Origin of the sequence: Streptomyces sp. NBC_00306, from assembly GCF_036169555.1 — a bacterium.
GTDB classification, from domain to species: Bacteria; Actinomycetota; Actinomycetes; order Streptomycetales; family Streptomycetaceae; genus Streptomyces; species Streptomyces achmelvichensis.
This window is the reverse complement of the sequence record NZ_CP108032.1, coordinates 8,164,116-8,179,201: the sequence shown is the minus strand read 5'-3', so window position 1 is coordinate 8,179,201 and position 15,086 is coordinate 8,164,116. Positions and strand designations below refer to the sequence as shown.

At 68.0% G+C, this 15,086-nt stretch carries 12 protein-coding genes and 3 pseudogenes; 3 read left to right on the top strand and 12 right to left on the bottom strand.

Annotated elements, in window-relative coordinates:
• Positions 1-281: 281 nt before the first annotated feature.
• From OHA05_RS36665 to OHA05_RS38325, 3 genes and pseudogenes are all read right to left on the bottom strand, one after another.
• Positions 282-737, bottom strand: coding sequence for a hypothetical protein (locus tag OHA05_RS36665; protein WP_328863053.1), 456 nt, complete (start codon positions 735-737; stop codon positions 282-284).
• A complete protein-coding gene (locus OHA05_RS36660; RefSeq protein ID WP_328863052.1) occupies positions 710-832 on the bottom strand; it encodes a hypothetical protein in 123 nt (40 codons plus the stop codon). Before OHA05_RS36660 ends, OHA05_RS36665 begins: the two co-directional genes overlap by 28 nt.
• An 8-nt stretch (positions 833-840) precedes the next feature.
• A pseudogene (locus OHA05_RS38325) lies at positions 841-1,990 on the bottom strand (hypothetical protein); the annotation flags it as partial.
• Positions 1,991-2,258: 268 nt separating this feature from the next.
• Between OHA05_RS38325 and OHA05_RS36645 the strand changes: the two are divergent.
• Both OHA05_RS36645 and OHA05_RS36640 read left to right on the top strand, forming a co-directional pair.
• A complete protein-coding gene (locus tag OHA05_RS36645) occupies positions 2,259-2,756 on the top strand; it encodes a hypothetical protein (RefSeq protein ID WP_328863049.1) in 498 nt (165 codons plus the stop codon).
• A 133-nt stretch (positions 2,757-2,889) separates the two neighbouring features.
• Positions 2,890-4,316, top strand: a pseudogene (locus OHA05_RS36640) (flotillin family protein).
• Positions 4,317-4,467: 151 nt separating this feature from the next.
• On the opposite strand, the gene OHA05_RS36635 reads toward OHA05_RS36640, so the two are convergent.
• The 5 genes from OHA05_RS36635 to OHA05_RS36615 form a co-directional block, all read right to left on the bottom strand.
• On the bottom strand, positions 4,468-5,055 hold the full coding sequence (locus OHA05_RS36635) for a TetR/AcrR family transcriptional regulator (protein ID WP_328863048.1): 588 nt from the start codon (positions 5,053-5,055) through the stop codon (positions 4,468-4,470).
• On the bottom strand, positions 5,052-6,587 hold the full coding sequence (locus OHA05_RS36630) for an FAD-dependent monooxygenase (protein WP_328863047.1): 1,536 nt from the start codon (positions 6,585-6,587) through the stop codon (positions 5,052-5,054). The genes OHA05_RS36635 and OHA05_RS36630 overlap by 4 nt, the downstream gene beginning before the upstream one ends.
• 89 nt (positions 6,588-6,676) lie before the next feature.
• Positions 6,677-6,946 (bottom strand): hypothetical protein, encoded by a 270-nt coding sequence (locus tag OHA05_RS36625; protein ID WP_328863046.1) that lies wholly within the window; start codon positions 6,944-6,946, stop codon positions 6,677-6,679.
• A gap of 90 nt (positions 6,947-7,036) precedes the next feature.
• On the bottom strand, positions 7,037-8,350 hold the full coding sequence (nhaA, locus tag OHA05_RS36620) for a Na+/H+ antiporter NhaA (RefSeq protein WP_328863045.1): 1,314 nt from the start codon (positions 8,348-8,350) through the stop codon (positions 7,037-7,039).
• A 226-nt stretch (positions 8,351-8,576) separates the two neighbouring features.
• The gene (locus OHA05_RS36615) at positions 8,577-10,112 is read right to left on the bottom strand and encodes an alanine/glycine:cation symporter family protein (RefSeq protein WP_328863044.1); all 1,536 of its coding nucleotides are present in this window, start codon (positions 10,110-10,112) and stop codon (positions 8,577-8,579) included.
• Positions 10,113-11,353: 1,241 nt separating this feature from the next.
• On the opposite strand from OHA05_RS36615, the gene OHA05_RS36610 reads away from it, so the two are divergent.
• Positions 11,354-11,548 carry a DUF6381 family protein gene (locus OHA05_RS36610; RefSeq protein WP_328863043.1) on the top strand — a complete coding sequence of 65 codons (195 nt, stop codon included), beginning with the start codon at positions 11,354-11,356 and terminating at the stop codon, positions 11,546-11,548.
• Positions 11,549-11,968: 420 nt separating this feature from the next.
• On the opposite strand, the gene OHA05_RS36605 is transcribed toward OHA05_RS36610, so the two are convergent.
• From OHA05_RS36605 to OHA05_RS36590, 4 genes and pseudogenes are all read right to left on the bottom strand, one after another.
• Positions 11,969-12,688, bottom strand: a complete 720-nt coding sequence (locus OHA05_RS36605) for a cytochrome d ubiquinol oxidase subunit II (RefSeq protein WP_328863042.1) — start codon at positions 12,686-12,688, stop codon at positions 11,969-11,971.
• Complete coding sequence (locus OHA05_RS36600; protein WP_328863041.1) at positions 12,685-13,008, bottom strand: cytochrome d ubiquinol oxidase subunit II; 324 nt, start codon at positions 13,006-13,008, stop codon at positions 12,685-12,687. The genes OHA05_RS36605 and OHA05_RS36600 overlap by 4 nt, the downstream gene beginning before the upstream one ends.
• 7 nt (positions 13,009-13,015) lie before the next feature.
• Positions 13,016-14,380 carry a cytochrome ubiquinol oxidase subunit I gene (locus OHA05_RS36595; RefSeq protein ID WP_328863040.1) on the bottom strand — a complete coding sequence of 455 codons (1,365 nt, stop codon included), beginning with the start codon at positions 14,378-14,380 and terminating at the stop codon, positions 13,016-13,018.
• Between the two features lie 327 nt (positions 14,381-14,707).
• A pseudogene (locus OHA05_RS36590) lies at positions 14,708-15,084 on the bottom strand (DUF4394 domain-containing protein); the annotation flags it as partial.
• Positions 15,085-15,086 lie beyond the last annotated feature (2 nt).

The window sequence follows — 15,086 nt, the reverse complement described above, 5'->3', positions numbered from 1 at the left end:
CCCACGTGCGCCGCGACGCACCAAGGATACGTAAATATTGCCGGAAGGCGGCAACGCGGGAGGGCGGCTGCTCCGTCACTCACACGTCGAGGCGACGGAGGTCGGACTAAACGAGGGTCTCGCTGCCGGAATCAGGAAGGGTTCGCGGCGCTCCGGCGTCGGCGAGATCCGTCGCTCAGAGGGGCATCGTGGCCGCTGCTTCCTGCTGCCCCTGACGAACGGTGCCCTCTATTCTCCTTCGTGGGCCTCATCAGCCTCCCACCGCGAGTCCCTCGGCCCAGTCATTTCCGACGCCTAATGCGACCCCGCAGCGACGGGCGGCAGCCTTGCGCCTCCATGGCGACTGGTAGTGGGGAACGCAGGAACGGTTCGAGCACCCGACGGCGGTCTGCGGTGCCTGTCGGGTCCTTCACGCCGTCGAGGGCCAGGACGTACTGCCGCTTCTCCCCCTTGTAGGTGCACGCCTGCACAGCCATCGCACCATGGTCGGCGATCGTGGCACCGACGCCGATGCCGGCGGACGACGGATTGCCCAGGCGGCGCATCGCGTCCTGCTTGACTTCGATCGGCTTGATGAACGCCTCGACGACATCGCCCCGCAGGCCGATGCTCGGCTTGCCGTCGACTTCAAATTCGCAGCGTGGCTGACCCGGCTCCGAGAAGGTGTCCTTGATCTCCAGCTCATCGCCCTCGGGCAGGAGTTGCTCGATCAGATGGAGTCGACCTTCGTCCCGCAAGCTTCAGTAACATTGAACTCCTCGTGGCCACCGCAGCCAACGGCCCCGGCGAGCAGAACCGCGCCGAACACCGGACGCAGGACGCTCTTCTTCATCAACCTCATCACCCTCCACCCGCCAGTCCCTTGGCACGGTCGTTTCCGTTGTAGGCAGCGCCGTTGATCTCCTCGGTGAGCGTATAGCGGGTGTTGGTGTGGTTAGGGTTGGCCTTGGCCCACTCGTCGGCGAGCGCCTGCAGCTGCTGCTGCCGGCCAGTGAATACGTCTTTGTTGTCCCGTTGATGAATTGCGTCGATCCGGCTCTGCTCCTGCGTCTGCCACTCGTAGGCGACGGCGTCGATACCGCGCTGTGCGAGGTCGCCGACACCGGGTGCGAAGTTCACGATGCTGCCGAACCCGTGGTACATCCACTTCGCGTCCCAGGTCGGATCGTCCTTGTCCGTCACCAGGGCCTGGTAGCGGGCCTCCTCGAGGAATCCGACGCTGTTGCCCGCCCGTAGCAGGGTCTCCTTGGGGTCCTTCGGATTGTCCTCGTGGATGTCCTTCACCATCTCCCGGCTCAGACCCTCGTTGAGCATGCCGTAGGCGTTCTGGTCCCGGGACACCTGCTTGGAGACTTCCAGCAGTTGGTCCCTGTCCAGCAGTTTCGGGTCGTTGCGGTCGTCGGCAAGGCTGCTGGCTGTGTGGTGCACCGTGTCGCCGTGGTTGGTCAGTACCGCGGCCATGTCGTCGCGCATCTCCGCGGGGAAGTCGTCGCCCCGCTCCGAGAGGTACTTCAGCGAGTTGTCCAGCACTGTCGGTGCTGCTCGGTGTGCTCGACGGGCCGGGCCGACGTGTCGTCCGGGTCGACTCCTGTGGCCGCGGCGACCAGCGCGTCGCCCGTCGCCTCATAGCTCGCTTTCGGGCCCTTGTAGTCGCTCGCGGATTCGCCGTACCCCATGGAGTCGGGGACGACGCCATTGAAGGGCTGCCGGTCCTTCAGGACGTGCTGGGAGTTGTCCTGGGGTCGGTCGAGCTGAAGAAGTCCGTCGCCGCGTCGGGGTTGTGAGCCAGCGCCTTCATGAACCCGGTCATGGGGTCCGTGCCCGCGTCGGTGTTGTCTCCGAAATGCAGCTGACCGACCTTCGCGTACGACGGCAGCTTGTCCCACGGAAGAACGTTCTCCCGCGACTTGCCACCAGGGCCCGGGTCCTTGATGTCCCCGGTGTTGTCCTTCTCGAACTTGACGAGGGCGTTTCCGTAGTCGTTGAGGAACAGTAGGTACCCCCCTTGCTGTACCCGCTCTCGGTTCTCACCTGGAATCGTTCGTCGACGTCGGTCGGCGCTGCCAGGCGGGACATGACCACGGCCCCACAGCCGCGGAAGGGCACCGGCCCGATGTGTTCCCTTCCGCCAAGCTGAGCACTGCGGGCAGGCGCTGAAGAGTCGTCAAGATTGCCGGAAACCGGCAATGAATCCACCGGCACTCACGTGGGACCATCCGATCCAACAGGGAACTGACCGAAGACCGACGGGGGTGCTCATGGAACTGTTTCTCGGTCTCGGCATTGCGGGGATCATCCTCCTGTCGCTCTCACTCGTGCTGGACGGCGTGGTGGAAGGGCTTCTCGGAGGCACGCTCGACGGGTGGCTGTCCCTTCCGGTGATCGCCGGATTCACCTCGATGCTCGGCTTCACCTCGTCGATCGTGCTGGGCACCACCGGCTTCGGCACCAGTGCGGCCGCCGCTGTCGGAGCACTCGCCGGTGCCGCCGCCGGCTGGCTGACGTGGAAGCTGAGCCGCGCGCTGATGCGGGATCAGACGTCACTCACCCCGCGGGGCGAGGACTTGATCGGCACCGCGGGATCGGTCGTGACCGCGATTCCCGCGGACGGCTACGGAGAGGTGCTGCTGCGCCTTGCCGGACAGCCGGTGAAGCTCGCCGCCAGGAGTTCCGAACCCGTCCGGCGCGGGGCCGAGATCTGGGTGGAGGCGGCACTGTCGGCCACCTCGGTAGCGGTCCGGCCGGTCGATCGCTGAGCCGCAGCCGTACCTTCGGCCTGCTCGCCCCGAGCGGGCCCTCCCGCTCCACCGCTCTCCACCTGTCCCGACGCGCTTCATTCTGTTTCAGTCCGTTCGATCTGCCGTCCCCGGGTGGCAGGGGGGATCACTCATGAGCCCAGTCGTCATCGCAGTCGTGGGAGTCGTCGTACTCCTGGTCCTGCTGGCCCTCGTCGTCATCACCCGCTACAAGGTCGCGGGACCCAGCGAGGCCTTCATCATCACCGGCCGCCGCGGCAAGAAGTCCACGGACCCGGAGACGGCCGGATCAGCATCGACAACAGCGGCCAGAAGGTCGTCGTCGGCGGCGGAGTCTTCGTCGTCCCGTTCGTCCAGCAGAAGTTCACTCTTGACCTCTCCAGCCGCCACATCCCCGTGGCGGTACGCGGCGCCGTCACGCTGCGCGGCGTGAAGGCCCACCTCGAAGGCGTCGCCATCGTCAAGGTCGGCGGCAACGAGGACGCCATCCGCGCCGCGGCCCAGCGGTTCCTCCAGCAGCAGAACGGCATCGTCGGGTTCACCCAGGAAGTGCTCTCCGGCGCGCTGCGCGCCATCGTGGGGCGGATGTCCGTGGAGGACATCATCCGGGACCGGGCGGCGTTCGCCGGCCAGGTCGCGGAGGAGGCGGAGGCCAGTCTGTCCGGGCAGGGTCTGGTCCTGGACGCCTTCCAGATCCAGGACATCAGCACCGAGGGCTCCTATCTGGAGGACCTCGGCCGCCCGGAGGCGGCCCGCGCCAAGCAGGAGGCGGACATCGCCGAGGCGATCGCCAAGCGTGCCTCCGAGCAGGCCCGGCTGAAGGCGGCCGAGGAGATCGCCGTCGCCGAACGCGCCTTCTACCTCAAGCAGGCCGAGATCCGCGTCGAGACCGAAGCCGCCGCGGCGAAGGCCAACGCAGCCGGTCCGCTGGCCGATGCGGCCCGCCAGCAGGAAGTCCTCGCCGAGCAGGAGAAGGTGGCCGAGCGTCAGGCCGCGCTGACCGACCGTCAGCTCGACACCCAGGTCCGCAAGCCCGCCGACGCCGCCCGCTACCAGGCCGAGCAGGAGGCCGAGGCCCGCAGGGTCGCCCAGGTCAAGGAGGCCGAGGCGGACGCGCAGCGGTCCCGCCTGACCGGTGAGGGCGAGAAGCTGCACCGTGCCGCACTGGCGGAGGCCGTACGGATCGAGGGCGAGGCCGAAGCAGCCGCCATCGCCGCCAAGGGCTCCGCCGAGGCCGAGGCCATGCAGAAGAAGGCCGACGCCTTCGCGCAGTACGGTGAGGCAGCGGTGCTCCAGATGCTCGTCGAGGCGCTTCCCCAGGTCGTCGCGAAGGCGGCCGAGCCGCTGAGCGCGATCGACAAACTGACCGTCATCTCGACGGACGGGGCGAGCCGACTCTCCCGCCAGGTCACCGACAACGTGGCCCAGGGCATGGAACTGCTCAGCTCCACCACGGGAGTCGACCTGGCCGAGCTCCTCAAGGGCCTCGCCCGCCCGCGAGGCGGCGAGTCCCCTGCCCCGGAGTCCGCTCCCGACAACGGAAAGATCGAGATCGCCTGAACCGATCATGCGAGGACGCCCGGTACGGATATCCGGCACCGGGCGCCCCTCGCACAGCCACCTGTCGGGCAGTCACGTGTGGTTCGTCGCCGAACGACAGGCTGGATCGATCGGGTCGAAAGAATCCCGTATCCGCCGGAAGAGGCAGGCCCTACCGGTCGAGCGTGGTGAAGGCCTCGTTGACGAGGGTCGGCAGATCGGCTTCGCCGTCGCCCTCCACCCAGAAGGTCAGCGTGGCTGTGAGCGCTGCGAGGGCGGCGGCGGCGGTCACTCGGAGGGCAAGGTCCGGCTCCTGCCCGGACCGGGCCGCGAGCGCTCCGGTCAGCATCTCCTCGGTGGCGTGCTGGTTCTCCCAGAGCCGGGCACGAAGCGCAGGAGTCCTGAGGATGAGGCGCGTGCGGACGAGGAGTGCCTCCCGGTCGGTGGCGTAGACGGCCGCAAGTCCTTCGCCGAGGGCGCGATGGAGCGCGGTGAGCGGTGCCTCTTCAGGCGGGCGCTGCTCGATGAGTGAGGCGATGAAGGGGTCGTAGTCGTCGGATTCGACGACCGATTCCTTGGTGGGGAAGTGACGGAAGAACGTCATGCTCGAAACACCGGCGGCACGGGCGATCTCGTCGACGGTGGTGTTGTCGTACCCCTGGCTCAGGAAGAGCCGGAGAGCCTCTTCCTGAATGGTGCGGCGGGTCTGTGCCTTCTTGCGTTCGCGGAGGCCCGTTGGTGATGTCGCCGGGCGGTTCATGTCTCCTCGCTCTCCGGGGTGTGATGTGCCGTGGTGCCGAGTCCGTGCCTGAGCCAGGTGTCGAGCGAGGTCGTCGAGCGCCCCCTCCACGCCACGTGCCCGTCCGGCCTCACCAGCATGACGCACGGGCGCCCGGAGGTGGTCGCCACGAGGGGAACGACGGACATCGCCGGTCCGAGATGCCGCTCGACCACCGCGAGGTACGCCTCCCCCTCACCGGGTGTCGGGCTCAGCAGCGCCCAGCGGGCTCCGAGTTCCGCGTGAAGCCAGGTGGCGGAGACGTCGGCGCGCCTGCACGGCAGGTCCGGCACCCGGTCACCGGCCCGCGGAGCGCCGAAGGGCCGCCGCCCGTATGTCCGGGAGCCCAGAGGGCCGGTGCGGTAGTGGATCTTCAGTTGCGACGACTGCTCCCAGACAAGCCGCTGCACCAGCGGCCGGTTCATCAGCGGTACGACGACGTGGTCGCGCACGACCCGGGCGAGCGGCGTGTCGCCGACGGCCAGGCGCGTCAGGGAACTCGTGGATGCCAGCACCTCGCGGGCGATGGGCCTGCGCTCGGCCTCGTAGGTGTCCAGCAGTGCGTCGGGCGCCGCTCCGTGGGCGACCAGCGCCAGCTTCCACGCGAGGTTCTCCGCGTCTCCGAGCCCGGTGTTCATTCCCTGGCCGCCGAAGGGGCTGTGCACGTGGGCGGCGTCGCCAGCCAGCAGGATCCGGCCGCGCCGGTACGTGGCCGCCAGACGGCGATGGATACGGAACGTCGAGGTCCACAGCGCCTTCTCCACGACCGAGGGTGCGAGGCCGGCATGGTCCCGGAGCTGTCGGGTGAGCTCGTCCACGACGCCGTCGGCTCCGGATCCCACGTCCTCCGCTCGCGCCGGGGCCATGAGACGCCAGACGCGGTCACCGGGCAGGGGGAAGGCGCCGAGCATGCTGTCCGCCCGGAGCCACACGGACACGGTGTCCGGCGGTATGGGCAGATCGGCCCGCACATCGGCCAGCAGGAAGTTCTCGATGATGGAGACCCCGGGAAAGTCGATCTCCGCCGCTCTGCGCACACGACTGTGGGCGCCGTCGCACCCGATCAGCCACGTCGACCGGACCTGCTCCCCTGGGAAGGACAAAGTCACTCCGGACTCGTCCTGTGCAACGGACAGCAGTTCCTTTTCCCACTCGACCTCGACCCCCAGCTCCCGCAGCCGGTCCCTCAAGGCCGCTTCCACCTCCACCTGGGACATCAGCAGGCCGGGCCTCGTCACCAGTTTCGTGGGGCGGCCGACGCGCAGGACGGCCATGGGTTTGCCGTTGACGTGAGCGACCACCCGGTCGATCCGTACGGAGCGCCCGGGCAGGTCTCCCAGAGCGCCGAGCCGGTCGAGCACTTCCGCGCCGCGCGGCTGCAGACCGAGCGCCCGAGAGGTGGTCGCGGGTCCCTCACGCTTGTCCACGATGCGAACCGGGACCCCGGCAGCGATGAGCCCGCAGGCCAGGGCGAGCCCCGTGGGCCCGGCTCCCGCGATCACCACAGAAGACATACCCACCCCAGAGGTTAGTGACTAACATTAGTTAGAGACTAACGCGAGTTCGGCCGATGAAGAACCCGCGGCGGGGTGCGATCCGGATCTCAGGTCTCGGGTGGCCGGCGGTCGACAAGAGCCGCGACGAGTCCTCCCGCGAGGACCGCCCACGCAAGTACGCCGTAACCGGAGCTGCGCCAACCGAGGAGACCGAGCATGACTGCAGTTACCGCGCCCGTGGTGACAGCTCGGGCGTTCGTGACGAAGGCCCACTGGGTTCGCGCGCTTCCGGGTTCCCGCAGTTCGGCGACAGCCGTCCTGATCACCAGCGCAGCAACCACGATGGCGACCGTCAGCAAGGAGACCGAGCGGTTCATCGTGCCCCCTGGAGTAGGTGTCGAGCGCGGCCGCGCGCCTGGGCCGGCTCCTCACGAGCAGTCGGATCCCACACTCGCATCATGGGCTGCTCAGCTGTCGGTCCTGGCACTGCCGTGCCCGGTACCGGTCTGTTGGTAGATGTCGGGGATGCCGTCGGCGTCGTCGTCGCGCGTCTCCGCCTCGTAGAGGCGGCGGTAGATCGCGTTGCGGCGTCTGACCAGCAGCGCGGCCAGGCCCGATGCCATCAGGGATCCGACGAGCACCGCGGCTTTGATGTGCTCGGCGTCGGCGGGGTCGGTGAACGCGAGTTCGCCGATGAGGAGTGCGACGGTGAAGCCAATTCCGGCCAGGACGGCGAGGGAGAAGACGTCCGCCCATTCCAGGTCCGGATTGAGACGGGCCCGCGTGAAGCGTGCCGCCAGGTACGTGCCGGAGAAAATGCCGACGGTCTTGCCGACGACGAGACCGAGGACGACGCCGAGCGGCTCGGGCTCGGTGAACACCGCGTCCAGGGCTGCTCCCGAGACGCTCACGCCAGCAGCGAACAGGGCGAACAGCGGTACCGCCACTCCCGCCGAGACCGGGTGCAGCAGATGGGATGTCCGCTCGGCGGGTGAGGCGTCCTCGCCCTTGTCCCGGGTGGTGCGCAGGATCAGGCCCATGGCCACACCGGCGACGGTCGCGTGGACTCCCCCGTTGTACATCAGCGCCCAGATCACGATGCCGAGCGGGACGTACCACCACCAGCCGCGCACGCGGAACCGCTGGAGGGCGTAGAAGACGCCCAGTCCGGCCACGGCGCCGCCCAGTGCCCAGAAGTTCAGATCGCTGGTGAAGAAGATCGCGATGATCAGGATCGCGCCGAGGTCGTCGACGACGGCGAGGGTGAGGAGGAAGGCTCGAAGCGCAGACGGCAGATGTGTGCTGAGGACGGCCAGGACCGCGAGCGCGAAGGCGATGTCGGTGGCCATCGGGACGGCCCAGCCGTCCAGCGTGCCCCCGCCGGCCATGACCGTCGCGGCGTACAACGCGGCGGGGACAGCCATCCCGCAGATCGCGGCGATGACCGGCAACGCGGCTGTTGCGGGCGTACGCAGTTCGCCGACGACCAGTTCTCGTTTGAGTTCGACTCCGGCGACCAGGAAGAAGACGGCGAGCAGTCCGTCGGCGGTCCAGTGGCCGACCGAGAGGTCGAGGCCGAGTGCGGGAACGCCGAAGTGGAAGTCGCGTATCTGCTCGTAGACGCCGCTCCACGGGGTGTTCGCCCAGACGAGCGCCACGACCGCGGCGGCGAGCAACACCAGGCCGCCGATGGTCTCGGTGCGCAGTGCGTCGGCCACGGCATTGCGCTCGGGCAGAGGCAGAAGGCCGAGGAACGTGCGCTGACGCGGAGCGTCTGACATGGGGTGAGGCCTCCGGCCGTCGATGGAGCGGGCACACTGCGCCCTTGACGCCGACCAGACTTCCCGGCACACCCCGCGTCGTCTTGACGCGTTCCTCACACCCTAACCAGAAGGAAGGTTCGTCACCAGATGGCGCTTCAGCTGCGGGAATGTGGTGAGGGGGCCTGTGCACACCAAGGGCGCGAGGTGTGCACAGGCCCCCCTCAGGAGCCGGGCCGCGGGGCGGTCAGACGGTGGTCTTCACCGGCTCCTGGTCCTCGTCGGCGTCGCCCGTCTCGCCCGCCTTGCGTGCACGGACGAACTCCAGGAACGAGTTCAGTTCGCGCTTGACGACCGGGGCGAGGAGATAGAGCCCGATGATGTTGATGACGGCCAGCATGAACAGGATGGCGTCGGCCATGTCGATCAGGGTCTGCAGGGTCAGCAGGGAGCCCGCGACGGCGAACAGCGTGTAGAGCACCTTGAAGGTGAGCTCGCTTGCCTTGCTGCGGCCGAAGAGGTAGGTCCATGCCTTCATGCAGTAGTAGCCCCACGTCAGCACCGTGGAGATGGCGAACAGCATCACCGCGATGGTGAGGACGATCGGGAACCAGGGCAGCACGGTGGCGAAGGCGTCGGAGGTGATCGTGACGCCGCCGATGGACTCGTCGGAACGCGCCTCGGCCCAGCTGGCCGGGTTGGCGATGACGATGGTCAGCGCGGTCATGGTGCAGATGACGACGGTGTCGATGAACGGCTCCAGCAGGGCGACCAGGCCCTCACTGGCAGGGTGCTTGGTCTTCACAGCGGAGTGCGCGATCGGCGCGGATCCGAGACCGGCCTCGTTGGAGAAGGCCGCCCGCTTGAAGCCGATGATCAGTGCACCGAGGACACCACCGGCGACGCCCTCCGGGTTGAAGGCACCCTCGATGATCGAGGCGACGGCGTCGGGGACGGCGGTGACGTTGACCAGGATGACGATGAGGCAGGCCACGATGTAGATGCCGGCCATGGCAGGGACCAGCCTGCTGGTGACGTTGGCGATGGAGCGGATGCCGCCGAGCAGGACGATGCCGACGATCGCGGCGATCAGGATGCCGAAGAAGAGCGCACCGGTGGAGGAGCCGAGCGCGCCGTTCTCGCCGCCGGCGACGGAGACCAGCTGGGCGTAGCTCTGGTTGACCTGGAAGAGGTTGCCGCCGAAGAGGCCGAAGAACAGGATCATGAAGGAGGCCAGGACGGCGAGAACCTTGCCGAGGGTCTTGCCATTCTTGCCGAAGCGGTCGGCGAGGCCCTTGGGGAGGTAGTGCATGGGGCCGCCGGAGACGGTGCCGTCGGCGTGGACCTCGCGGTACTTCACTCCGAGGGTGACCTCGACGAACTTCGTGGCCATGCCCAGCAGGCCGCACAGGATCATCCAGAAGGTCGCGCCAGGGCCGCCGATGGAGACGGCGACGGCGACGCCCGCGATGTTCCCCAGACCGACCGTGCCGGAGACCGCGGCGGTCAGGGCCTGGAAGTGGTTGACCTCGCCGGCCGATCCCTTCTCGTCGTACTTGCCTCGCACCACGTCCACTGCCAGGCGGAATTTGCGTATCTGCACCAGCCCGAACCAGCCGGAGAAGACCAGGCCGGCGACCACGAGCCAGGCGACGATGAGCGGGAGTTCCGTACCGCCGACGGGAACGGAATAGAAGACGACCTCTCCGAGCCAGGTGGCGATGGGCTCGAAGAATCCGCTGACGGCTTCGTCGACGGACTTGGTGATGGAGTCGAGAGACACTATGGCTACCTCGTGGCGCGGGGGATCCGGCGCATGGGGATTGCACCGGTTGATGTGCGGTCATGGAGCGAGCGAACGCCGGTGTCCGATCGGCGACCCGGGGTGCCGCGGTCCGCGGACTCGGACCGTGAAAACCCTGGTCGTGCTGTGCCGGCAAGCGCCGACACCCCGCATCCCGACCTGAGGCCGACTGCGGAGTTGCGCAGTTTTAACACGGCCTTTACGGATTCTTGGGTGACGCGAATCACCTAACGATGAGTAACCAGGGAAACGGCCAGCGAGCGTGACTGGACCGTTATGCGGACACCGACTCCTGATGACCGAACGTCATGGAGCGCCTGCGCGCTGTGCCCGGACGGAGCGGGTCTCACCTAGGACGCCTGCTCTGAGCTGCCAAAACTCCGGTGGGACGGCCGTAGGAAGCGCTGTGACCACCGGTCATGCCGGTACCGCTGACGTTCTATTCCGGCATCCGGCAGTCTTCGCAGGGCCGAGCTTGCCGTACTCATGCAGTGACGATCGAGGAGACTGACTGGCACCCTCCCGCACCCACGCACTTCGTGAACGGTCAGAGGTCCTCCGCGGCCAGTCGAGCAGTCGGGCGCCGATGACCCCGCTCAACTCCCGGCTGCGCGACTACACGCGGGTGCCGACGAGGCCGATCAGAACCCGTCCGAGGTCGTCAAGGAAGCGACGCTGGGCTGGGCGCCGACAACGGCTGCGAGGACTCGGCTCAGGCCACATCCGCAGGGCACGAGGACGCGTCGCCGGAGCGGGTCGCGCCTACAGCTCGAGGGGCGGTGGAAGAGGGCCGGCCAGAGGAATGGCTCGCCGAAGAATGCGACGGATTCATCGTGGCTGCGGCGCAGTTCGACCTCCGCCAAGTCGCGAAGATCGAGCGCAGTGCTTCGGGTGTGTCGCCAGCCGCCGTCGAGACGGCCCTGACCTCAAAGTCTGCGCCGGGGAGCGTCGAGCCCATTTCGCCGGCAGCGAAGCAGGTAAGGCCAAGCGGCCGCCTGGGGGCCGCGGTCAGGAGAGCGAGGAACCGTTAGCCAGCTCCTGCCTGCCTGGCAGGCAAGCGCAAATCCGTTCCTCTCCTTCGCACTGTGGAGAGAAGGCTTGACAGGCCCCATCCAGCACTGCCACGACTCTCGTCACAGCGTGTGATGCTTCGGGATGCGTTCGTGCACGGCTGCTGATTCGCTGAAGCTGTCCGCTCCCCCGAGAACCTTGGAGTGATCATGACGAGTGCAGGCGAGACCGGCAGCCGTGCCCAGCAGATGCGTGAGAAGGCGCAGGAGATGACGAACGCTGCCGCGCGTGCCACCGACCCGGAGGAGCGCAAGCGTCTCACCGAGAAGGCCAAGCGCCTGATGGAAGAGAGCAAGCAAGCAGGCGGCAAGGGCACTGACGACATGGGCACAAACCCCCTGTAGCCGGCACGCTCCCAGACCACTGGCCGGCGGTGCACCCTGCGCTCCCAAGGCACAGGATGAACCGTCGGCACTGGGGCGGCAGGGAGAACGGCAGCGGTGGCGCTATGCCTCGATGTAGGCCACCACCGTGATCGTCTGCAACGCCGCACGCTTCCCTCCCGCCCTGGTGCGGGCCATCTCCCGTTGGACACGTGGCTGCAGGAACGTGCGAGCGGGAACGTGGAACACCGTCGTCGCTAACGTCGCGCTGTGGCGGCCAGCCGGGGGCTGGGCAACCCTGCCGCGCGATGAGCTCGCCACGGATCGACTGCGGCCTTCCCGGCACGCGTGACCGAATCCCCTTTGAGGATCCGCAGCTGGCGACGCTTCCCTCGCACTGGCGGCGTGCTGGTGAGCCCCGGACCGCGGTCGAGTCCACCGCTACGTCCCCGTCGATCCCGCCCGCGGCCTGGGCTCGCTCTCCCCGGTGCGGTCGCGTTGGAACGTGGCGTACAGCCACCACAGGGACGGCAAGAGAAGGACAGCGCCGACCGCCAGGGCGCCGAGACTGGCTCCCAGCACGGCATCGGTCGCGGCTACCTCGTCGAGAGAGACGCCCGGGAGCAATACGGGGTACTGGCCAATGCCCCACCCCCACAGGAGTCCGGTGACCGCAAGGGCGGCGGTCAGCCGGACCATCAGGTAGGCGCGTCCCCACGCGAGCAGTGCCAGCGAGACGACGCCGGCGGCCACGGACAGCACGAGGAGGGGCAAGGCGGCGCCGGAAGTGAGGTCGTCGAACAGCGGCCGGGCGTCCGCGCGCAGAACGAACAGCCCGACGGCCGACATCACGCCGACGAACACGCCGGTGTAAAGAGCACGGAGCCTGAAAGCCTGGGTGAGGGCTTCGGCGCCCGTGCGCTGGGCGTCGCGGGTGAGGTAGACGGCAGCGAGGTACGCCGCGGTCCCCACCGCCAGTACGCCGCTGACGAGGGAAGTGGGGTTGACCCAGCTGGTGACGAGGTCCCCGGCCGCGATGCCGGGTGGTACGCGGCCGGAGGCGATGGCGCCTGCGACGGTGCCGAGGAAGAACGGCGTGACGAGTGAGGAGAAAGCGAAGGTGGCCCCGAACAGCCGTTGCTGCCACAGCTCGCGGCTCACCTTGCGGACGCGAAGGCCGCGCCGCGCGCGATGATGCCGAGCGCGACGGCGGTGAGCGGGATGTAGAGGGTGGAGGCGATCGCGGCGAAGACGGAGGGGATACCGGTCCAGGTGAGGACGATCACGAAGATCAGCCAGACATGGTTGGCCTCCCACACCGGGCCGATGGAGTGCTCGACCAGGTGCCGCTGGTCGCGGCCCCGTTCGGCTCCTCCGGCGAGCAGGTCCCACACCCCGGCGCCGAAGTCGGCGCCACCGAACAGGACATACGCCGTCAGGCCGATCCACAGCACGACCAGCATGATCTCGGGCAGGTGCACGGGAACCTCAGATGACTTTGTAGTCGGTTACGTCGCGTTCCTGCGGGGCGACGGGAACGGGTACCTCTCGGGCCAAGCGTCGCAGCACGTAGACAGTGGCAACGGTCAGGACCGCGTACACCAGCGCCACCAGAACGAACCCCCAGATCAAGCCTGGAGCGGGGTTGACCGCTTCGGACGTGCGCATCACCCCGTAGACGATCCAGGGCTGGCGCCCTACTTCGGTCACGGTCCAGCCGGCTTCCAGTGCCAGGACCGCGCCCACGCCGGACAGGGCGCAGGCGCGCAAGAACCACGGTGAGCGTGGCAGGTCCCGGTGGCGCTTCCAGGTGAGCGCGAGCCAGGCGGACAGCGCCAGGAGGCCGAAGCCGATACCGACCATGATCTGGAAGGCCCAGTGCGTGACGTTGACCGGCGGCCGGTCGGCCTCCGGTACGTTCTCCAGTCCGCCGATCTCCGCGTCAGGCGACCAATGGGCCAGCAGGGACAGCCCGTTGGGGATCTCCAGCGCATAGCGAAACTCGCCGCCGATAGCGAAGCCGCCCAGATGCAGCGGGGCTCCGCGCTCGGTGTGGAAGACGCCTTCCATGGCAGCAAGTTTCACGGGCTGGTTCTCGGCGACGAAGTGCGCCGCCCAGTCCCCGACCCCGATCTGCACCGGGGTAATGATCGCGGCGATCGTGAAGGGAATGAGGAAGCCGAGACGGTGGTAGCGGTCGCGTCTGCCTCGCAGCATCGCCACGGCGTAGACACCGGCCATGAGAAAGCCGGCGACCATGAACGCCGCAAGGATCATGTGCACGGTCTGCGGCGGAGTCGCGGGGTTGAACATCGCTGCCCACGGATCCACCGAGACGATTTGCCCGTTCTCCATGTCAAAACCGGTCGGCTGCTGCATCCACGCGTTGGCGGTCACGACGAAGAAGGCACTAGCCACCCCGGCCACGACGATGGGCAGCCCGGACAACATGTGCGGAACCGGCGGCAGCCGGTCCCACGCGTAGAGGTAGATCCCCAGGAAGATCGCCTCGATAAAGAACGCGATGCCCTCCAGCGAGAACGGCAGGCCGATCACCTCGCCGTACGTCCCCATCAGCCCCGGCCACAGCAAGCCCATCTCAAACGACAGGATCGTGCCGGAGACCGCGCCCACCGCGAACAGCACACCCATCGCCCGCGCCCAGCGCCGCGCCAACAGCCGGTAGTTCAGATCTCCTGTGCGGTGCCCACGCCATTCCGCGATCAGTGTGATCGCGGGCATTCCCACGCCCAGGCAGGCCAGGATGATGTGCCAGCCCAGCGACAGCGCCATCTGCATCCGCGCGGCGCCGAGATCCGGCTCCCCGAATGCGGCAGCGGCGAAAGACGGCATCATTCCCCCTGGTGAGACTGGCATGCGGCAGATCAGGACCGACAAGTACGGATCCCCCACACAAGTGGCTCCACCTGGGGTGCCGGCGCAACCCGTCCAGCCGCTTCATCGTCCGCATGGCGGCAGAAAATCACCCAACTGGCCACGGCGGGCCGCGAGGTGCAACCTCGTGACTCTGCGCTCTACGTCTCGCCCGCCTCTTCCTTCACCTTCTTCTCCTCTCGCAGCCTCTATCACCGCTGGCGCTGACAGGCTGGCGGCCGCTCTTCCCGCGGCGGTGATAGGGACGACGGCCTCGACGCCGGTGAGGCCGTCGTCCGCTTCAGGTCAGTTCTGGTTCAGCGGCAGTGCGAGGTCGACGACCTGGTGGCCTGCTGGGAAGGCGCCGTAGGCGCTGGCCCGGCCGCCCAGCACGTTGACCTTGTACAGACGGTAGGAGCCGGACGTCTTCAAGGCGGCGTACCCCTGGTTGGTGCCCGTCTGGGCGAGTAGTAGATGTCGAATCCTGCGGAAAGTCCGGCGTTGATTCCGAGGTTGCCGGTGGGGGCGAGGGTGCCGGCGTTGGCCGGGGCCTGCAGGGAGACGCGGTCGCCCGCAGTGTCGATGTCGAAGAGGGAGGTCGCTGTCGCGGCGTTGAGGTCGTTGTTGGTGTAGGCGGCGCCGGTGACACCGCGTGCGGTCGACGGCGGCATGGTCGGGTTGGTGC